The organism is Amycolatopsis sp. NPDC004772, assembly GCF_053601215.1.
Genome location: NZ_JBSGBK010000037.1, coordinates 1 through 20400 on the forward strand (window position 1 = coordinate 1; position 20400 = coordinate 20400).

The window sequence follows — 20400 nt, forward strand, 5'->3', positions numbered from 1 at the left end:
GGGGGGTGGTGTTTGGCTGCGCGGGACGTGATTGACGTGCGGGCGCGGGGTTTGATTCGCGGGCGGCCGGTCATGCTGCTGCGACGACGAGTTCTCAGCTGGGTACCGAGCGCCGGCGTTCATCGGATGGACAATGCCGACAAGTGGTCTTGTCCCACAGGTCGGCCATGATCCGGCGGACGACCACTTTACGGTAGCGTCTTCAAGAAGGCCACCAGGCTACGGGCCTGAACGTTGACGTAATGGCTGTGCCTCAGCAGTTCGGCGAGCTGGCCCGCGGCGACCCAGGTGTAGTCGGCAGGCAGTAGCTCGGGGAGCGTCTCGTCCGCCTCGATTATCATGTACTGGCTCGCCGCGTTCCGGAACCGGCCACCTTCTTCCGAATGGAAAGCGGCGTAGCGAATCCGCTCCGGGCCGGCTGCCATGACGTAGTCCAGCAGAAACGGTGCGTCGCCTGGAGCGTAGTTGGCGGGAACGCATTGCACGGTCGGGCCGAGCTCGATGGCGCCGAGGAAGCCTGCCTCCATCGTCGCGCGGACCAGAACGTGCAGGACGCCGCGGAACTCCGTGACGACGAAAGCCACGATCCCGTGACCGTGCTGCTCGATCAGCGGTTGGTGCCAGCTCGACACCTCGCGGGTTCCCGCGCGAACCGACACCCCGACGACACTGAAGAACCTGCCGTCACCTCGCGTGATTTCCCAGTCGGTGCGGTTCCACTCGGGGAGGTTGGTCAGGCGCACCCGTTGTGCGTCGAGTTCGCTGTCGACCTGCCGTTCGGTGAGCCACCTCAGCAACGCGTGCGTGCTTCGGTGCGCGCCGGGCAGGGTGGCGTCACGCGACCACGCGGGCACCGAACTCGCCGGCAGGCAGGACAGCACCGTCCGCGAGTCCATGTTGACGACGTAGTCGCGAGCCAGAAGTTCGTTGATCTGGCCGAGAGTCAGCCAGCAGAAGTCTTGTCCGACCTCGACGTGCTCAGCTACCTCGACAACCATGTTGCGATTGCGCTTGCGGTAGAACCACGAACCGTGCTCGGACTGAAGCACGTCGACGATCACCTTGCCGCGTCGCGGGCCGATGAAGTGGTGCAGGTAGGCCACCTCGTTGCCGCCGTGCGCCCTGCGGTAGTTGCTCTTCGTGGCCTGCACCGTCGGCGACAGCTGCACGAGGTTGACGTTCCCCGGTTCCATTTTCGCCTGCATGAGGAAGTGCAGGACGCCGCCGAACCTCTTGGCGACGATGCCGAGGATGCCGATCTCCGGCTGGTTGATGATCGGCTGATGCCACTCCGGCACCGCTCCGTCCGTCGCCCGCACCCGCAACCCTTCGACCGTGAAGAACTGGCCGCTGCGGTGGGTCAGATTTCCACTGTCGTCGGCGAACGACCAGTGGTCGAGTTCGTCGAGCGGGACACGCGAGACCTCGAAATCGTGGGCCACGCAACGTTCTGCCAGCCAGTCGTCGAACTCGACAGTGGACACGTGGAATCCACGCGTCGTGGCCGCCGACACGGCGAGGTCCGCGACGAGGTCGGCCTCCGATCGCTCCTGCTCCAGTGGGCTCGCCATCACCGCTCCCGACCGTCGGTGCGCGCCCGCACGCCGACGAGTTGCATCGACACGAAAACGTCGCCGGCTGCGGCAAGTTCGTCCGCACCCGACGTCGGCTGGAGGATAGTGATCACGCTGTGCGCCTCCCTGGGCACGAAGCCAGTCGATCCGGTGCCCAGAGTGTGCGCTCGGGCGGTCGGCAAAGTCGTCTTCCCGAATGCGTCGCGTGTTCTTGCGGTTTACCTGAATTCCACGCCTCGGCGGACCGGACTGCTTCACCCTTGCTCTCGTTGTTCGCCGTGCTGTCGCGAATCGTCCCGGCGTGTCTAACCTTGAATCGTGGAAGAGACTGGCGAGTATCACGCCTACCTGGCACTCGACGTACTACTGTCGATCCAGCGTACGCGGACGGGCGAGCACGACGAGCTGCTCTTTCTCGTGACGCACCAGGTCCACGAACTTTGGTTCAAACTGATCCTCCACGAGCTCGCCAGGTTCCAGGACCACCTGGCCGACGGCGCCGACGGCGCCGCCCTGCGCACGCTGCAGCGCACCGCGGTGCTGGTTCGTGCCGTGGTCGCCAACGCCGACGTGATGGCGACGTTGACGCCGCGCCAGTTCAACGGCTTCCGGCACGCACTCGGCGGCGGGAGCGGGGCGCAGTCCACCCAGTTCAGGCGTATCGAGGCCGTGCTCGGCAGGCGAGATCCGCAGATGTTCGAGTACTACCGGGTCGGTGCTGGTGAGCGCGCCGAGCTCGAGCGGGTTCTCCGTCGACCGACCGTCTTCGACTCGTTCGCCCGTTTCCTCGACGACCGCGGGTATCCCATGCCGGACTCCGTGCTGGACCGCGACGTGTCCAAGCCATCTGCTCCGTCCGAGGACGTGCAGCAGGCCCTCCGGAAGGCCTACCTCGAAGACGGCGTGATAGCGCAGATCTGCGACGCGCTCATGGAGGTCGACCAGTGCTTCCAGCAGTGGCGCTACCAGCACGTGAAGTTCGTCGCGGCGATCATCGGCGACAAGACCGGCACCGGCGGATCGTCGGGAGTCTCGTACCTGCGTTCGACCTTGTTCCACCAGATGTTCCCCGACCTGTGGGCGATGCGCAGCAAGCTGTGACCGGCCGGCGATCCGTTCGCAATGGAGGAGACGCGACCGGGAGTGACACCGGAAAAGATGCCTGAATAGACGTGCACTTCAATTCTGCCCAGGCCGAGGCCACCGAGGAGGCCATGGTGACGACGCTGCAGCCCCCCACCCGAGACGAACTCGTCGACCGAGCGACGAAGCTCGTTCCGCTGCTCCGCGATCACGCCCAGTGGACCGACGAGAACCGGCGCCTGCACGAGGAGACGATCGAGGCCCTCGCGGGCGCGGGTGTCTTCAAGATGCGGATCCCGGCCCGCTACGGCGGTTACGAGTGCGACACCCGCACCGTGGTCGACGTCGCGGCCGAACTCGGCCGCGGTGACGGCGCCGTCGGCTGGATCGCTTCGGTGTGGTGGATCCCCGGGTGGATGGTGGGCCTGTTCCCCGACGCCGTCCAGGACGAGGTCTACGCCACCGAGAACGCCCGGGTCTGCGGGACGCTCAGCCCCACCGCCATGGCCGCGAAGGCGCCGGGCGGTTATGTCGTGAATGGACAGTGGGGCTTCATCAGCGGTGCGCTGCACAGCCACTGGCAGGTCGCGATCGCGGTCACCCCGAACGACAGCGGCGAGATGGAACCGATCGTCGCCCTGATCCCGATGGCGGACCTGGGAATCGTGGACGACTGGAACACCACCGGCCTGCGCGGCTCCGGCAGTGTCACCACGGTCGCCGAAGACGTGTTCGTCCCCGCGGAGCGCACGCTGCCGCTGATGGCGCTGCTGACCAACCAGTCCGCCTCGGTCCTCAACGCGGACATCGACATGTACCGCGCCCCGCTGGCGGCCCTGGCCTCCGCGTGTTCGGTCGGCAACGTGGTCGGCATGGCCCGGGCGGCGTGGGACTGCTTCACCGACCGGATGCCCGGCCGCAAGATCACCTACACCGACTACACCGACCAGCGCGAAGCCACGATGACGCACCTGCAGGTGGCGGAGGCCAGGGTCGCGATCGACGAGGCCGCCTTCCACGCCTACCGGGTCGCCGACCTCGTCGACGCGAAGGTCGCCGACCACAGCGAGTGGTCCACCGAGGACCGGGCCCTGGCCCGGATTGCCATGGGCGCCACCTGCAAGCGCGCGCTGGAGGCGGTCGACACGCTCTACGTCGGCAGCGGCGGCTCGGCGATCTTCTCCAGCGTGCCCATCCAGCGCACCTGGCGCGACCTGCACGCGCTCACCCAGCACGCCCTGAACACGCCGCACATCCTCTACGAGATCTACGGCCGGGTGCTGTGCGGCCTCGCCCCGAACACGCAGTTCTTCTGATCAGCCAAGGAGCGATATGTACGACTACATCATCGTCGGTGCGGGATCGGCAGGCTGTGTCCTGGCGGCGCGGCTGACGGAGGACCCGGACATCCGGGTCTGCCTGGTCGAGGCGGGCCCGACGGACAGCCATCCGAACATCCAGGTGCCCGCCGCGTTCGCCAAGCTGTTCCGGACCCAGGTGGACTGGGACTACGACACGCACGACGAGGCCCAGCTGAACCGCAGGCGGGTGTTCCTGCCCCGCGGCCGGGTGCTCGGCGGGACCAGCTCGATGAACGCGATGGCCTACGCGCGGGGCAACCCGTACGACTACGACTCGTGGAACCAGCCGGGCTGGGCCTACGCGGACCTGCTGCCGTACTTCAAGCGGTCCGAGGACAACGAGCGTGGCGCGTCGGCCTACCACGGCGCGGGCGGGCCGCTGTCGGTGTCGGAGAACCGGTCCAAGAACCCCAGCACGGCGGCGTTCATCGCGGCGGCGACGGAGGCCGGGTTCGCGGCCAACGACGACTTCAACGGCCCGGAGCAGGACGGTTTCGGCTTCTACCAGGTCACCCAGCGCAACGGACGTCGCTGCAGCACGGCGGCGGCGTTCCTGCACCCGGTGATCGACCGGCCCAACCTCACCGTCGAGACCAACCTCCAGGTGCACCGGGTGCTCATCGAAGACGGCCGGGCGACCGGCGTCGTCGGGTACCGGCTGGAGGACGAGATCGTCCTGCGGGCCGAACGCGAGGTGCTGCTCTCCGGCGGCGTGTACAACTCCCCGCAGCTGCTCATGCTTTCCGGTGTCGGCCCCGCCGACACGCTGCGGAAACTCGGCATTCCGGTGGTCGCCGACAACGAGGAGGTCGGCGCGAACCTGCAGGACCACGCGCTGGTGCCGCTCATCCTCACGCATTCCCAGCCGATCAGCCTGCTGGCCGCCGGCGAGCCCGCCAACGTCGAGCTGTACCAGCGCGAGGGCCGCGGGCCGCTCGCGTCCAACGGGCCCGAGGCGGGTGGCTTCGTGCGCACCGACAGCGCCTTGCCCGCGCCCGACGTGCAGTTCTTCGCGGCGCCGGGCATGCTGGCCGACAGCGGCCTCGGGCCGCCGACCGCGCACGCGATCTCGTTCGGTCCCGCGGTCGCCACCCCGCAAAGCCGCGGCCGGGTGCACCTGGCGTCCGCCGATCCCACGGCCAAGCCCCGGATCGTGCACGGCTACTACTCCGATCCGGCGGACATGGAACGCACCCTGGTCGCGCTGCGCATGGCGATGGACATCGGCCGGCAGCCCGCGATGCGGCTCTACAACGAGGGCGTGTTCCGCTACCCGGACTCGGAGTCGGACGCGGACCTGGAGTCTTACGCCCGGAAGTACACCCAGTCGATCTTCCACCCGACGAGCACGTGTGCCATGGGCACGGTGGTCGACGGGGACCTGCGGGTCCGGGGCATCGACGGGCTGCGGGTGGTCGACGTGTCCGTCATGCCGGAGGTCGGCCGCGGGATCCCCAACGCGACGGCGATCGTCCTCGCGGAGAAGGCGGCCGACCTGATCCGCGGCATCCCCGCCCCGGAAGCGGCGGAGTTGCCGGAGGCGAGGGCGCTGGCCGCCGCCGACCGGGGTCGCTGACCGGGCGCCAAGCCACTCCGGGCTTGGCCGAACGGGCCGCCGGAAACGGGGTGGTCACCGGCCGGCGCGGTCCGCGCCAGGATCCCCGCCGCACCCACCTGGAGCCTGCTCCAGGTGGGTGCGGCATTGGCACGCTGGTGCGACGACTGGCCGGCGAGTTCGAGCACGTCGAGGGGTTCGGTAGGTGGCGTGGTCGTCGTGGTGCTGTCGCCGCACCGGGTGTCGACGGAGAACGCGCCGCTTGCTGCGGAGCTGTCAACCACTTCACCGTTTACAGGTGCGACCGCCGCGGTCGAGGCGAGAGCGGCGACACTGCGCCGTACGCGATCGAGCGCGAGTTCGGGGACATTGCCGCGCTGATCGAGGACGCGGGCGGGTCGGCGTGCCTGTACGGGTGTCCTCCTGCGGCGCGCTCGCTCTGGAGGCCGCGGCCGCGGGACTGCCCGTCACCAAGGTCGGCGCGTTCGAGGTTCTCTACGACGTCGTATCGCGGGACGGCATGATCGCGCCGACCATCCGTCGGCTCGGTCGTCCGAGGAGACATCGCGCAGTTCTCGCGCCTTCAGGCATCACCTGAGACGGCGCATGCGCTGGCCGGGTCGCGGACGATCAGCGGCCCTGCCAGCCGTGCACGATGTGATGGCGGGGCCCGAAGTGGCGATCCACTGACATCCTCGATCGTCGTCGTGACAGGTCCTCCACGTCAGTACACGTCGAGCCGCGCTGGGGTCGAGGGGACCGGCCGCAGGCAGGCGGCGTTGTGCTCGTCCAGGAGACGCTGTGCCTCCTCGGTCGCCTGCTCGAACCTCGGACCGGGGTCCGCGCCTGACAACAAAACGTCCTTCATCGCCCTGGTCATGGCGTGCTGGATGCCCGCGAAGTCACCCACCAACGCACCGGACGTCGCGGCGCACTGCGCCGACGTGCTGAGCTGGTCACTGGCCACTCGGTGATGTGGATTGGCTGCGAACCAGCCCTCGCTCTCCAGCGTGTCGTAAGCCTCGTTGGTGATCGGGAGGAATCCGTGCGCCCGGTGCCATCGAATGATGCTCGACGGCTTGATCAGGTGCTGGATGAACGCGAGCGCGCCGTCCCGCTTGGCTTCGTCGAGACCGTCCCGCAGAAACAGGGAGTACCCCGACACCAGGCTCCCCACGTAGGGCACCGACGAGTTGAACGGCATCGGGCTCGCGGTCACCTCGAAGCCGTTCTCCTCGCCGGAACGGACGAACTCCTCGGCCTGCTTCGACGAGCTCAGCGCGAACACCGCATCCTGCCGGGCGAATGTCTCGAACGCGCTCCAGAAGGCTCCCTCTGAGTAGACGTAGTGGCCGGCCGCATGCAAGTCCCGCACCCACTCGACCCACGAGATCATTTCCTTGGAGGCAAGGTCGACCACGGTAGCCCTGGCTTCCCTGCCGTTGCCGTTGTTCGCGATGAGACCGCCCTGTTGCGCCAGTGCCTGCTGGAAGATCCAGCCGTTGTTGGGCCAGGCCGCCCCGTAGGCTGGAGCTTCGTCGAGCCGCGCGACCGCCTCGCACGCCGTAACGAGCTCATCCCAGGTCCTGGGGGGAGTGTCGATCCCGGCCTTGCGCAGAATCGTCATGTTCGAGTACAGCAGAGGAGTGGTGGCCGTCATGGGCACGGAGAACAGGTCGCCCTGATACGTGTAGAAGTTCCGTGAGAGCGGTTCGATGTCGTCGATCAGCACACGCTGCCCCAGCACTTCCTTGCGGCCGCCGAGAGCCCTCTCGATGGAGGTGAACACCGGCTTACCGTCTGGCGTGTAGGTATCGTAGGCGAGCTGGGTCGCGGTGGCGTAGTACTCGGCGATGTCCGGTGCTTCCCCGCGCTCGACGGCGCGCGCGACTTCTTCCGCCATCGTCCAGGGATCGTGACCCTCGACGCGCACCGCGTACTCCGGGTGGGCCCGCTCGAACTCGCGGGCCATTTCCAGAATCGGCTGGAGGTATCCTTCACCGTCGTAGGTTCCGGACGGGCGAGCTTCACCACCGGGCGGAGTGAACTGATGTTCGATGATCCACGCGGTAATTTCGGTCACGCCTGCCCCGGCCATATCCTTCTCCGTTCTCGCCTACGTGAACTGCCAGTGTCCAGACGCCGCATGCGCGCGAGGACGCGCCGCTATTATTTCGGCGACCGGACGGATCCGGCGTCTTCTCGAGTGCGACGTGACTTGCCTCGGGTCGAGGCATACGGCAATCCGTGAGTTCGGCGACGACTCCCGCCGCGCGCTGGCTGCCGGCTATCAGGCGCTGCTCATCGGGGGTGGCGACGGGGTGATTCCCGAGTGGACGCGGCAGCTCCGGATCGGAGCTGCCGCGTGACGACCTCCTAGAGGGTCTCGATCCAGAACCGGCCGACAGCAACGAACGCCGCGAGCAACCCGAGCACGAGCGGCGAAACGAACTGTTCCTTGCGCCGGATGTGCACGACTACCGCGCCGATCATCGTCAGGAGCAGGCCTGTTGCGGCGGTGGGGACGAGCCAGGTGGCCCCCGAGACGAACGCGGGCGCAATGAGGCCGATCGCGCCGAGGATTTCGAGCGTGCCGATGGTCTTGATCTGGGCGTCGGAGAAGTCCTCGACGTACGTCATGCCCTTGTCGTACAGCTTCTTCTTCGGTGTGGCGAGCTTGCTGGCTCCCGCCCCCAGGAAGGCGATCGCGAGCAGACCGGCCACGATCCACAGTGCAATGTTCATTGCGATTCCTCTCGAACTTGATGCTTCAAGAAAGCAGCCTGACCGCCGGTTCAGCTCGTCATCGCCGCACCGACATCGAACTCCGTGCCGAACGGGTCCGTGATGTTCGCGACCCGCCCGTAGATCATGTCGTAGGGTTCGGCCGAAGTCCCACCCGCGTCGACCGCTCGCTGCGCCGCCGCATCGGCGTCGTCCACCTGGAACAAGGTTCCCCAACGGGACTTCGTGGCCGTTGGGTCACCGGCGATGCCGCCGATCTCGTGGCCATCCGGTCTGCGCAGGAACGTGAAGTCGAGCTCAGGCCGGTCCGGGTGGGCATCCAACGTATGGCCGAAGACCGCGACGTAGAAGTCGCGCGCGGACCCGGATTCCGCGGTGACCAGGTCGTTGCGGAGCAGGGCGTTCGGCTCGTTGACGATCTCGCAGCCGATGTGGGCACCGGCCTGCCACAGTCCACACTGCGCACCGGTGGTGTCCTTGATGATCGCCGCCCGGCCCTGGTCCAGCACGTCCATCGGGCCGGTGACGATCGCGCCGCCCGCGTCCCGGGCCCGGGCGGCCGCGGCGTCACAGTCATCCGTCGCGAAGTAGACGTTCCACCAGAAGTCCGTGGCGTCGGGATCGGGGTTCGGCCTGATGGCCGCGACGGGTCTGCCCCGTAGCAAGCACTGGGTGTAGTGGCCGAACTCCGCCGGTCCCACATCGAACTCCCAACCGAACAACGCGCCGTAGAAGGTCATCGCGCGGTCGAGATCCGGGATGCCCAGATCGATCCAGGTCGGTGTGCCAGCGGGCTGCGTGGTGGTCAGCTCGCTCATCGTCTCTCCTTGTCGTGTCCGGGCCTGGTACCGGTGCTGGCGCTGGCCGAGTGGGCCGGGTTGCCGGAGTTGATTTCGACCGAGTGCTCGCGGTAGCGGCAGCTACTTCTTGTTGCGGTAGCGGGCCATGGTGAGCGGGCCGAAGACCGCGACGAGAAGTACGGCCGAGACGAGCACCCAGCCGATTTCCCCGGCCGGGACCGAGCCGTGCATCAGGCCGCGTACCACGTTCACCAGGTGGGTGATCGGGTTGACGTCGATGACCGCCTGCATCCACCCGGGCATCGTCTTCGGGTCCACGAAGATGTTGCTCACGAACGTCAGCGGGAACATCACCATCATGCTGACCCCCGCCACCGAGTTCGGCGTGCTCAGGATCAGGCCGAGCATCGTCCACAGCCACGACAGGCAGAACGAGAACACCAGCAGCAGCGCGACCGAGAGCACCACGCCGGCGGCGCCACCCTCCGGCCGGAACCCCAGGATCAGTCCGAGCCCGATGACGACCGCCGACCCGATCGAGTAGCGCACCAGATCGCCGAGCAGGGCGCCGACCAGCGGGGATGGCCGCCACACCGGAAGTGACCTGAACCTGTCGAACACCCCCTTCTGGATGTCGGTGTTCAGCGTGATGCCGGTGTTCATGGTGATCATGACGTTCGCCTGCACCAGGATGCCCGGAATCAGGAACTGCAGGTAGTCCCCTGTCGACCCGGCGAGCGCGCCGCCGAACAGGTAGGTGAACATCAGCGTGAACATGATCGGGAACATGGTCACGTCGACGAGCTGCTCCGGGAGGTGCTTGATCTTCAGCAGAGCGCGCCAGCCGAATGTCAATGAGGTGCGCACCGGGCCGGGTCGGGACGGGCGCTCACCGACCAGTAGCACACGGCGCAGCGCGTCCTCGGTGACTGGCGCCGACGCCTGCTCGGCGGGCGTGGTGGTCATGGTGGTCATGCGGCCTCCTCCTCGGGGGTGTTTTCGGCGGCGCGTCCGGTCAGGGTGAGGAACACCTCGTCCAGGCTCGGCTGACCGAGCGCGAACTCGGTGACGTCGATGCCGCTGCGGGACAGTTCGGCCAGGGAACGGGCGACCCGTTCGGGGTCGGAGATCCTTGCGGACAGCGCGGCCGGGTCAGCGGAGAGCTCGACCGGCTCGTCGAGCGCGGCGGCGAGGACCCGTTCGGCGTCGGCCCGCTGCTCGGGCGCACGTAGCCGTACGTGCAGCGAGCCGGCGCCGACCGAGGCTTTGAGCTGGCCGCTCGAGCCCTCGGCGATCACCTTCCCGTGGTCGATCACCGCTATCCGGTCGGCCAGCTGGTCGGCCTCGTCGAGGTACTGCGTGGTCAGCAACACGGTGGTGCCCTGGGCGACCAAGCCCCTGACGATCTCCCAGACCTGGTTCCTGCTGCGCGGGTCGAGCCCGGTCGTGGGCTCGTCGAGGAAGATCAGTTCGGGGGGGACGACCAGGCTCGCCGCGATGTCGATGCGCCGGCGCATCCCGCCGGAGTACTTCTTCACCTGCCGGTCGGCCGCCTCGGCAAGGCCGAACGCGTCGAGCAGGTCGGCCGCCCGCTCCTTGCCTCGGGGGCGTGAGTAGCCGAGCAGCCTGGCGAGCAGCAACAGGTTCTCCGCCCCGGTGAGGTCCTCGTCGACCGACGCGTACTGCCCGGTGAGGCCCACCCTGCTTCGCACCGCCTGGGCGTCACGCACGACGTCGTAGCCGAGCACTTGCGCCTCTCCGGCGTCGGGCTGCAGGAGCGTGGCCAGCATGCGGATCGTGGTGGTTTTGCCCGCCCCGTTCGGACCGAGCACGCCAAACACGCTCCCGGCGCTCACGGACAGGTCGACACCGGCGACCGCGTGGGTCTCGCCGAAGCTCTTCTTCAACCCTCTCGTCTCGATCGCGAGTTTTCCCATGGGTTCGAGTCCTTCTCTCGGTGTTGCGGACGGATTAGTTGAGCCTAGTCAAGTTTGATTACTTGGTCAGAGTGGCACAGGGAGGAGCGTCTAGTCAAGTTTGATTAGAGGTGCATTTTGAGGGGATCGGGGACCGTTCGCCACGACCCCGGATCGTCGGCCATGGTGTAGGCGCCCTCGGACAGTCGTTTGCTCAGGCTCTTCGCCCACTCCAGTTCGGTGCGTGCGTGTCCCGCCCACAGTTCGGCCTGCTCGCGGACGTGCTCGGGGATGTGCTCGGGGATGTCCCGAGCGGGGTGCTCTCGCCACTCGGCCCGCACTGCGAGTTCCGCTTCCAGGCGTGCGACCCGCTCGCTGACGTGCGCGATGGCGTCTGACCTGGTCAGCATGGGCAACATGGCGATGGACGCGTTGAGCATGTCCGGGTCGTGGGTGCGCCGGAGGCCGTCGCGTACCAGTTCGACCAGCTCGTCACGTCCCTGAGCGGTTGCGCGGTAGAGAACGCGTTCCGGTCCGGAGTTGCCCGGCTCGGCGTGTTCGGTGAGGAGGCCATCAGCTGCTGCCTTCTTCAGTGCGTGGTAGATCGAGCCGGGCTTGATCTTGGCCCAGGTTTCCGCACGCCAGCTCTGCAGTTCGGACCGCACCTGGTAGCCATGCGCGCCGCCGGAGAGGTGCACGATACCGATCACCAGGAGCTTCGTCGCCGACATGCGCCCACTCTGCTGAATGTGCCGTCGGCGGACGTCACGCGGAGTGTCGTCTCGTTCATGGCTTCGCTCCACTTCTCGATGCGTGTCCGTCACCGTCGGAGCAGGCCGACCAGGCTTGAGGTCCTGGACCTGCGAGCCCAGGCGATCACCACAGCCCCGACCAGGAGGGCCAGTGGCAGCCACGCGCTCTCCTCCAGAAGGAACACGTTGGTGATGGCCGCGCCGACCAGTACGGCGGCCAGCCCGAGAGCGGCGAGGCCCGAGAGCAGCGGGATCAGCAGCCCGACCGCGCCGGCGATCTCCAGGGCGCCGACCACGTAGCGCAGCCACTGACCCGCTCCGATCTCGGTGAACATTTCAACCATGAAGGGTGCGCCGGTGACCTTCATGATGCCGCCCTCGGCGAACTGGAGGGCCAGGCCTGCCTGCAGCACCCACAACCCGACGTTGGTTGCGCGGCCGGGCTTGCGGGTGATCGCCGGAGCGTCGGTGTGCACTGTGGTGCTCATCGCACTGTCTCCTTCTATCTGCGAACGGATTGCTCGAGCTAGTCAAATTTGAGTACTTGGTCAGAGTGCCACGGGGAGGACCGTCTAGTCAAGTTTGATTAGAAGTGCATCTTGAGGGGATCGTGGACCGTTCGCCACGACCCCGGGTCATCGGCCATGGTGTAGGCGCCCTCGGACAGTCGTTTGCTCAGGCTCTTCGCCCACTCCAGTTCGGTGCGTGCGTGTCCCGCCCACAGTTCGGCCTGCTCGCGGACGTGCTCGGGGATGCCGGGGTTCGGGTTCTCCCACCCCTCGGCCTGCACGACGAGTTCCGCTTCCAGGCGTGCGACCCGCTCGCTGACGTGCGCGATGGCGTCTGACCTGGTCAGCATGGGCAACATGGCGATGGACGCGTTGAGCATGTCCGGGTCGTGGGTGCGCCGGAGGCCGTCGCGGACCAGTTCGACCAGCTCGTCACGTCCCCGGGCTGTCACGCGGTACAGAACGCGCTCCGGCCCGGAGTTGCCCGGCTCGGCGTGTTCGGTGAGGAGGCCATCAGCTGCTGCCTTCTTCAGTGCGTGGTAGATCGAGCCGGGTTTGATCTTGGCCCAGGTTTCCGCGTGCCAATTCTGCAGTTCGGACCGCACCTGGTAGCCATGCGCGCCGCCGGAGAGGTGCACGATACCGATCACCAGGAGCTTCGTCGCCGACATGCACCCACCTCCGCTCAATCGCCTCGGCAGCCAGCGCAAGCGCTGCCTGCGCTCGGTTCACCCACTTGTAGGCACCAGCATATGAGCATCCCGGTACGGACCGCGGTGAGCACGCCGAACCCGATGCGGGCTGACCGTGCCGGAGGCGGCGACATTGCGCGATCTGGTGTTCGCCGGTGCGGCGCTGCACAACACCGTCGAGCGGGCAGACACCGAGGTGGCGGGCGATACCGCGCGGCTCGCTGCCACTGCTTTCCCACAGCGTGCGGTATCCGGCGCCACAGGCCCCGGGCCGCCGGATCCCGTGTCGCCGGCCCCGTTTCACCTGGCCCCGGGGCACCGAACGCCCGGATACCGCCGTCAGCGTAGGAGGTCGTCGGGGGTGAGCGGCAGTCCGCGGACCCCGGACACCGGTGGCGAGGTTACGCCGGCCGACAGTTCAGACTCCGCGGGCTCACGGTTGCAGTAGCCCATCCCCAACCGGACACCATCAGCTCGTGCTGAGCAGAGTCCGTGTGCGTATTGGTCGTGTCCGGAGGGGTGTGGTAACTCAGGACATCGGAGCTGGGCGAAGTCGGCCGGCAGATCCTGTTCAGGGTTGCGCCACGCCTCAGCGCCGACCACCCAGATCTCCTTGCACCGCAATAGCTGCCGCGGCGCCTGGAACGGGGCGATCTCGTACACCATCCGGGCCACCCGTTCCCGTTCCCGTCCCCGGGTGTCGGTGCGATAGATCAGGCTTGACCAGTCACCGGATCCGAGCGGCTATTAGGTCAGGTTCCCCGCTGTCGCGTACCGGCGGATCAACGCCAACGCCTCGATCACCGGCCGGTGATCGAGGCGTTGGCGCTGCGAAACTCCAGGTGAGACCTGGGAATCCGACCTTGAACTGATTTACCGCCGCGCGATGTGAATACAGTGCCCGCCCAGGTGCGGGCGGGCCGTGAGCCGCTGAGGCTCACCGGGATGTGAGAGCCTCGCCTTCGCCCTGTCGCCGCAGCTCGGCGTCGAGCTGGACGCACTGGTCGTACTCGGGCAACAGTCCCTGCCGGGCGGCGTCCTCGAGCGAGATGGCGGCCCGGTCCCGGGGCGAGAGGATCATCTCCAGCCCGTCCGGGATCGGCAGCGCCAATCGAGGGTCCAGCGCCGAGACAGCGAGTTCGTTCTCGGCGACGTAACTGCCATTCAGCATGTAGGACATCACCGTATCGTCCTCGAGGGCGATGAAGGCGTGTCCGACCCCCACCGGGAAGTACACCGACCGGAACGATTCCTGGTTCATCTCGACGCACTCCCACCGTCCGTAGGTCGGTGAGCCCACGCGCAGATCGACGACGATGTCCAGAGCGCGACCGTGGGCGCAGCTCACATACTTCGCGACTCCGGGCGGCGTTCGGGTGTAGTGGACCCCGCGGAGCGCCCCGCGCCGGGACCGGCTCTGGTTGGCCTGTCGCACGGGAAACGTGCCCTGGCCCCGCGCCTGGGCGAGTGCGGGTCCCTGGAACGGTGCCACGAAGAGCCCCCGCTCGTCGGGGTACGCCGAGGGCGTGAACTCGAGCGCACCCTCGACAGCCAGTTCTCGGATCTCCACGTGTCTACTCCTCTTTCGTCGAGCCGTCTCAGATTCTTCCCAGCACGTCACGAAGAGCTTCGACGGTGTGGTCCTGATCGTCGCGCCGCAGCGAAGCGAACATCGGCAGGGAAAAGATTTCGCCCGCGAGTTTCTCCGTTACCGGTAGCGAGCCCTCTCGGTACCCGAGATAGGCGAACCCCGTCATCAGGTGAACCGGCCACCGGTAGCTGACGTTCAGCTGAACACCATGCTCCTGCATCGCCTCGATGATCGAATCGCGTGCCGGGTGCCTCACCACGTAGACGTAGTAGACGTGCTCGTTTCCCTGCACGGTCGACGGCAGCTTCAGCGCGGTATCGCCGAGATCGCGCCCGTAGCGCGCTGCGACCGCGCGTCGTTGGTCGATGTAGCGATCCAGCCGGGTGAGCTTCTTCCGCAAGATCTCGGCGTGCACTTCGTCGAGCCGACTGTTGTGCGCCGGCGTCGCGACGGTGTGGTAGTCGGACTCCATGCCGTAGAAGCGCAAGCGGCGCAGTGCACGGTCGGTCTCCTCGTTCCGCGTCAGCACCGCACCGCCGTCGCCGTACGCACCGAGGACCTTGGTCGGGTAGAACGAGAAGCTGGAGGCATCCCCCCAAGTACCGGCAAGATGTCCGTGCTGGCGGGCGCCGTGGGCCTGGGCGCAGTCCTCGACCACGGCCAGCCCGTGCTCACGGGCGATCGCGCCCACAGCGGCCATGTCGACGCACTGTCCGTAGAGATGGACCGGGACGATCGCCTTGGTCCGAGCCGTGATCGCAGCACTGATGAGGGTCGTGTCCATCAGGAAGTCGTCCTCGCGGACGTCGACGAAGACCGGTGTCGCACCTGTCGACACGATTGCGACAACGGTGGGAGCCGCGGTATTGGACACGGTGATGACTTCGTCTCCGGGACCGATGCCCAACGCCTCCAGCGCAAGCTTGATGGCGTTCGTGCCGTTGTCGACGCCTACGCAGTGCGCGACGCTATGGTAATCGGCGAACTCCTGCTCGAACATGTGCACGCTCTTGCCGAGGACGAGCTTTCCGGAGCTGAAGACCGTGTCGACACACTCGAGTATCTCCTCGCGCTCCTGCTGGTACTCGTCGAGATAGCCCCATACGTGGACCGTCATCGTCAACTCCATTTCTGCTTTCGGTCGCGGGGCGTCTTATCGCGAGTTCGCGGAGGCCGACGACACCGCATTGCGGAACTCCGCGGCAATGCGTTCCACGTCAGCGTCGGTCAGCGCCTGGTGCAGGGGCAGGCAGAGCGTCTGGTCGACAGCGCGCTCGGCGCGGGGCAGGCTCGCCGACGATCCGTAAGCCCGGACACGGTGCAGTGCCGGGTAGCGGAAGGTGGTGTAGATGCCGCGGTCGAGGAGCATTTTCGCCACCCGGTCGCGCACCTCGGTCTCCATCTGGACCCAATACAAGTAATAGGACGACCGGTGGTCGGCGGGGAGCGGCGGGGGAATGCGAACACCGGCCAGGTCGACGAGTTCGCGGTCGTAGAATTCGGCGACCGCCCTGCGGCGCTTGACGAATGCCTCCACCTTGGGGAGCTGCACCAGCCCCATCGCCGCCTGCATGTCATTCATGACCGTGCGGCCGGAGAACGACGAGACCTCGAACTCCCACCAGCGCGAGTCGACCAGGGGTGCTTGCGACAGCCCGCTGAACTGTTCCAGCCCCAGGTACGCCAGCTTCCTGGCGCGCTCGACCATCTCGGGGTCGCGGGCATACAGCATGCCACCGTCGCCGGTGACCAGAATCTTCATGCTGTCGAAGCTCCACAGCCCGATATCGCCCACGGTTCCACACGCCTGCTCGCCGGCGCGCGACGCGACCGAGCAGGCCGAATCCTCGATGAGCAGGATGCCGCGCTCCCGGCACAGACGGGCGATCTCGACGACATTGCCCGGGTAGCCTCCGTAATGCAGGAGGACCACTGCCCGGGTCCGCGGGGTCAGTGCGGCCTCGACGTCGTCCACGGTCGGGTTCAGCGTCCGCTCGTCGACATCGCAGAAGACAGGACGCGCACCCGTCGCGGCCACTGCATTGCCCGCGGCGACGTAGCTGACGGTCGGCAGCACTGCCTCACAGTCCGGGCCGAGGTCGGCGAGCTTCGCAGCGATGAACAGGCCTGCCGTGCACGAACTGATCGAGGTCACCTGTTCGGCGTCGACATCGAGGTGCCCAGCGAACGCCTGCTCGAAAGCATCCGCCCGAGGACCCTTGCCCAACCAGGCCGAGTCGAAGACCTCTGCGAGCGCGGCAAGTTCGTCCTCGCCCACTGTCGGCTGGAAGATTCTGATCACCGAGGCCTCCTGTACTCCGACGTCTCCAGCCGGTGGCTGGTTCTTTTCGTCTGTGATAATGAGTATGCAGATCACCGTTGCCGGTGACCAGGCTGCCGTGCACTCGCCGACTATGAGAATCTCACGAAACCGGTGGGATAGGTCCAGGTTCGGTTCATGTAATTCTCCGTTTCGCCGTCCGATGGACCGTGATACTTTTTTTGATAAATATTTGAGGGAACGGCCTTTCGGCGTGGCGCGATGCGAATCGACCAATGTCCGACACTATCGGAGGAGTACTCGTGGCCGAAGTAACCCCAAGCGAGCACGGGAAACGAGCGACAATCGGGCTCGTCATCCTGGCGCTGCCGACGCTGATGATGGCCATGGATCTCAGCATTCTGTACGTGGCGGTGCCGGCTCTGTCGGTAGATCTCGGTGCAAACTCGACGGAGCAGTTGTGGGCTCTGGACATCTACGGTTTCGTGGTCGCCGCACTCCTGATCACCATGGGGAATCTCGGTGATCGCATCGGACGCCGACGCCTGCTTCTGATCGGGGCGAGCGCGTTCGCCGTGGTGTCGGCGGTGGCCGCGTACTCGCCGAGCATCGAGGTGCTGATCGCGGCGCGTGGTGTCCTCGGCATCGCCGGAGCGACTCTCATGCCTTCGACGCTGGCGCTCCTCAACAGCCTGTTCACCGACAAGCGGCGCCATGCCATGGCCATCGGCGCCTACATGAGCTGCTTCATGGGCGGTATCGCGCTCGGCCCGGTCGTCGGCGGCGTCCTGCTCGAGCACTTCTGGTGGGGCTCGACGCTCCTCCTCCCAGTACCTGTGATGGTCCTCCTGGTGGTGGCCGCTCCTTTCCTGCTGCCCGAGGCGCGGGGCGGCGAGATCCGCGGCCGCATTGACCTGCTCAGCGTCGTACTCTCGCTCGTCGCGATCCTCCCGTTCGTCTACGGCGTGAAGGAGATCGCCAAGAACGGCCTCACGGGCGTCGCCGTCGTTGCCCTCGTCGTCGGGGTACTCGCGGGCGTGATATTCGTGCGGCGGCAGAGTCGTCTCGCCGAGCCGCTCCTCGACGTCTCGCTGTTCCGCAACCGGGTCTTCGCCTCGGCAGCGACCCTCATGTTGCTGATGGGGATCATGTCCGGGTACGCCTTCCTCGTCGCGCTGTACCTCCAATCGGTGGCCGGTTACTCCCCGCTCTCGACGGGCTTGTGGCTGATCGCCCCCACGTTCGCGGGCATGGTCGGGTCCATGCTGGCCCCGGCGTTCACGCGCCGCATCCCGCCGGGCAAAGTGATCGTTGCGGGCATGATCATCTCGGTGCTCGGGCTCATCGCGGTGACCCAGGTTGGCCCGGAGAGCGGCGTGGCCCTGCTCATGTCCGGGTTCGTGGTGGCGTCGCTGGGGTCCGGTCCGGCGGGCGCATTGGGAGCCGGGCTCATCATGACTTCGGCTCCGCCGGAGAAGGCGGGCTCGGCGGCCGCTGTCTCGGAGACCAGTGGTGACTTCGGTGTCTCCCTCGGCATTGCCTTGACAGGCAGCATCGCCGCGGCCATTTATCGCAGCGCCTTCAGTGACCCGGTTCCGGGCGTCGACGCCGCGACCGCACGGGAGAGCGTCGCCGGCGCGATGTCGGTGGCCCAGGGTACTCCAGGGCCGGCCGGCGAGGAGCTGGCGCGCAAGGCGGCCGAAGCATTCACCGATGGGCTCAACGTGGCCGCCGCCTTCGGGGTTGTAGTCGCGCTCGTTCTCGCAGTCTTCGCGGGCATCTCGCTGCGCCACGTCCCAGCCCACGGGGACGGCAAGGACGGGGCCGAGGATGCCGGCACCGCCTCGCCCACGGACACGGATGCGTCGACCGACGACCGCGGCACTGTTCGCGACCTCGTGGACGAGCAGGGCATCGACGGCGCCGAAGACACCGAGCACTCGCGGACGAGCCGATGACGTACGGAGCCGATTTCGTCGACATCTACGAGACGGTCTACAAGGCCCGTGGCAAGGACTGGGTGCGTGAGGCCGAGGCGGTCGTCGCGCTCGTGCGCGAGCGGTATCCGCACGCCGGATCGTTGCTCGACGTGGCCTGCGGGACAGGAGCCCACCTGGAGACGTTCGCAGAGCTGGTGGGCGACGTCGAGGGGGTCGAGCTCTCGGAGCCGATGTTGCGGCGCGCATGGGACCGCTTCCCGTCCCAGGTGCACCGCGGCGACATGCGCAACTTCCGGCTGCCGCGCCGATTCGACGCCGTCACCTGCCTGTTCCATGCCATTGGGTACGTCGAGAGCCGCGAGGAACTCCATGCGGCGATCCAGGCGATGGCCGAACACTTGGTTCCCGGCGGCGTGCTCGTCGTCGAGCCCTGGTGGTTCCCCGAAAATTTCCTTGACGGGTACCTCGCCGCCGACTCGGCGCATGTCGAGGGGAGTGCCATCGCTCGGGTATCGCACACCTCGAGTCAAGGTCGTCACTCGCGGCTCGAGACCCGGTACCTCATCGCCCGCGCCGAAGGGATCCGGGAGGTCACCCAGGTCCACGAACTCATGCTCTTCACCCAGGATGAGTACCTGCAGGCCTTCGAGGAAGCCGGCTGCCCTGCAACGTACTCCGCCGAAGGCATCAACGGGCGGGGCATCTTCGTCGCAGTCAAGGGTTCCAGCACCGAAACCCAAGGCGAGGGGGAGCCGTCATGAGCACCTTCGGTACAGTGCGCTCCCCGGACGGGACGCGGATCGCGTACGAGCGCTTCGGCAGTGGTCCCGCCGTGGTCCTCGTGTGTGGGGCGATGGACGACGGCACCGAGAACGCTCCGCTCGGTCTCGAACTCGCGTCGCGGTTCACCGTCTACAACTACGCGCGGCGCGGACGGGGCGACAGCGGGGACGTCGCACCGTACGCCGTTCGCCGCGAGATCGAGGACTTGGCCGCGGTGATCGACGAAGCCGGCGGGTCGCCCCATGTCTTCGGGGCGTGCTCAGGTGGGGCGCTGGCGTTGGAGGCAGCGGCGGCTGGTGTCGCGATGAACAGGCTGGTCGTCTACGACTTGCCCTACGACATGGGTGCGGACGCGGAGGTTCAGCACGGTCAGTACATACAGCGCGTACGCGCCCTGCTCGACGAGGGCCGGCGGTCCGAGGCGTTCGAGCTCTCGATGCGCGCTTGGGGCTCGCCGGAGGAGTCGGTGCGGCGAGCAAGGAAGCATCCGAAGTGGTCACACCTGATCAGTCTGGCTCATACGCTGCCTTACGACGCCGCCTGCATGGGGACCACCAATCAGCCACCGGCCGAGCGGTTCTCGCGGATCCGCGTGCCCACGCTCGTGCTCAACGGCAGTGCGTCGCAGGACCACCCGACAATGAGCGAGCTCCGACCGAACTTCTTCGGTGAGGCGGCCGACGCCGTCGTCGCCTGTGTCCCCTCGGCACAGCGCGGCGTCGTCGCCGAAGGACCGCACGTCATCGACGCCGAGAGGCTGAAGGGCCCGGTCGGCGACTTCCTGCTCGACGAGTCCCCTGCCCGCACAACTGTGTGAA

At 67.1% G+C, this 20400-nt stretch carries 18 protein-coding genes; 6 read left to right on the forward strand and 12 right to left on the reverse strand.

The genetic code is table 11. From position 1 onward, the window contains the following. Positions 1-188: 188 nt before the first annotated feature. The gene (locus ACWEF6_RS22460; RefSeq protein WP_449684742.1) at positions 189-1571 is read right to left on the reverse strand and encodes an NDP-hexose 2,3-dehydratase family protein; all 1383 of its coding nucleotides are present in this window, start codon (positions 1569-1571) and stop codon (positions 189-191) included. Positions 1572-1892: 321 nt separating this feature from the next. On the opposite strand from ACWEF6_RS22460, the gene ACWEF6_RS22465 reads away from it, so the two are divergent. The 3 genes from ACWEF6_RS22465 to ACWEF6_RS22475 all read left to right on the forward strand — a co-directional run bounded on the left by ACWEF6_RS22465 (position 1893) and on the right by ACWEF6_RS22475 (position 5594). Further along, positions 1893-2675, forward strand: a complete 783-nt coding sequence (locus ACWEF6_RS22465) for a tryptophan 2,3-dioxygenase (protein ID WP_449684743.1) — start codon at positions 1893-1895, stop codon at positions 2673-2675. 113 nt (positions 2676-2788) lie between these two features. Then, entirely contained in the window at positions 2789-3973 is a 1185-nt protein-coding gene (locus tag ACWEF6_RS22470) for an acyl-CoA dehydrogenase family protein (protein ID WP_449684795.1), read from the forward strand. A gap of 16 nt (positions 3974-3989) precedes the next feature. Further along, positions 3990-5594, forward strand: a complete 1605-nt coding sequence (locus tag ACWEF6_RS22475) for a GMC family oxidoreductase (RefSeq protein ID WP_449684744.1) — start codon at positions 3990-3992, stop codon at positions 5592-5594. A 703-nt stretch (positions 5595-6297) separates the two neighbouring features. Here ACWEF6_RS22475 and ACWEF6_RS22480 read toward each other — a convergent pair. The 11 genes from ACWEF6_RS22480 to ACWEF6_RS22530 form a co-directional block, all read right to left on the reverse strand. Further along, positions 6298-7671 (reverse strand): extracellular solute-binding protein, encoded by a 1374-nt coding sequence (locus tag ACWEF6_RS22480; RefSeq protein WP_449684745.1) that lies wholly within the window; start codon positions 7669-7671, stop codon positions 6298-6300. Between the two features lie 278 nt (positions 7672-7949). Next, positions 7950-8318 carry a DoxX family protein gene (locus ACWEF6_RS22485; RefSeq protein WP_449684746.1) on the reverse strand — a complete coding sequence of 123 codons (369 nt, stop codon included), beginning with the start codon at positions 8316-8318 and terminating at the stop codon, positions 7950-7952. A 50-nt stretch (positions 8319-8368) separates the two neighbouring features. Beyond that, positions 8369-9136 carry a VOC family protein gene (locus ACWEF6_RS22490; RefSeq protein ID WP_449684747.1) on the reverse strand — a complete coding sequence of 256 codons (768 nt, stop codon included), beginning with the start codon at positions 9134-9136 and terminating at the stop codon, positions 8369-8371. A 102-nt stretch (positions 9137-9238) separates the two neighbouring features. Continuing rightward, entirely contained in the window at positions 9239-10084 is an 846-nt protein-coding gene (locus tag ACWEF6_RS22495) for an ABC transporter permease (protein WP_449684796.1), read from the reverse strand. Positions 10085-10089: 5 nt separating this feature from the next. Further along, on the reverse strand, positions 10090-11055 hold the full coding sequence (locus ACWEF6_RS22500) for an ATP-binding cassette domain-containing protein (RefSeq protein WP_449684748.1): 966 nt from the start codon (positions 11053-11055) through the stop codon (positions 10090-10092). Positions 11056-11159: 104 nt separating this feature from the next. Continuing rightward, on the reverse strand, positions 11160-11765 hold the full coding sequence (locus ACWEF6_RS22505; RefSeq protein WP_449684749.1) for a PadR family transcriptional regulator: 606 nt from the start codon (positions 11763-11765) through the stop codon (positions 11160-11162). A gap of 89 nt (positions 11766-11854) precedes the next feature. Beyond that, positions 11855-12274 carry a DoxX family protein gene (locus ACWEF6_RS22510; protein WP_449684750.1) on the reverse strand — a complete coding sequence of 140 codons (420 nt, stop codon included), beginning with the start codon at positions 12272-12274 and terminating at the stop codon, positions 11855-11857. Between the two features lie 98 nt (positions 12275-12372). Then, a complete protein-coding gene (locus ACWEF6_RS22515) occupies positions 12373-12966 on the reverse strand; it encodes a PadR family transcriptional regulator (protein WP_449684751.1) in 594 nt (197 codons plus the stop codon). A gap of 958 nt (positions 12967-13924) precedes the next feature. Next, positions 13925-14557, reverse strand: coding sequence for a dTDP-4-dehydrorhamnose 3,5-epimerase family protein (locus ACWEF6_RS22520; RefSeq protein ID WP_449684752.1), 633 nt, complete (start codon positions 14555-14557; stop codon positions 13925-13927). Between the two features lie 28 nt (positions 14558-14585). Continuing rightward, positions 14586-15695 (reverse strand): DegT/DnrJ/EryC1/StrS family aminotransferase, encoded by a 1110-nt coding sequence (locus ACWEF6_RS22525; protein ID WP_449684753.1) that lies wholly within the window; start codon positions 15693-15695, stop codon positions 14586-14588. A 36-nt stretch (positions 15696-15731) separates the two neighbouring features. Beyond that, positions 15732-16880: a DegT/DnrJ/EryC1/StrS family aminotransferase gene (locus tag ACWEF6_RS22530; RefSeq protein ID WP_449684754.1), complete on the reverse strand. Its 1149-nt coding sequence runs from the start codon at positions 16878-16880 to the stop codon at positions 15732-15734. Positions 16881-17161: 281 nt separating this feature from the next. Here ACWEF6_RS22530 and ACWEF6_RS22535 point away from each other — a divergent pair, with 281 nt between their 5' ends. Genes ACWEF6_RS22535 through ACWEF6_RS22545 form a run of 3 tightly spaced genes read left to right on the forward strand, consistent with a single transcriptional unit; the run spans position 17162 to position 20399 of the window. Next, positions 17162-18817 carry an MFS transporter gene (locus ACWEF6_RS22535; RefSeq protein WP_449684755.1) on the forward strand — a complete coding sequence of 552 codons (1656 nt, stop codon included), beginning with the start codon at positions 17162-17164 and terminating at the stop codon, positions 18815-18817. After that, on the forward strand, positions 18814-19560 hold the full coding sequence (locus ACWEF6_RS22540; RefSeq protein ID WP_310974013.1) for a class I SAM-dependent methyltransferase: 747 nt from the start codon (positions 18814-18816) through the stop codon (positions 19558-19560). Before ACWEF6_RS22535 ends, ACWEF6_RS22540 begins: the two co-directional genes overlap by 4 nt. Next, positions 19557-20399 carry an alpha/beta fold hydrolase gene (locus ACWEF6_RS22545; RefSeq protein WP_449684756.1) on the forward strand — a complete coding sequence of 281 codons (843 nt, stop codon included), beginning with the start codon at positions 19557-19559 and terminating at the stop codon, positions 20397-20399. The genes ACWEF6_RS22540 and ACWEF6_RS22545 overlap by 4 nt, the downstream gene beginning before the upstream one ends. Position 20400: the final 1 nt, after the last annotated feature.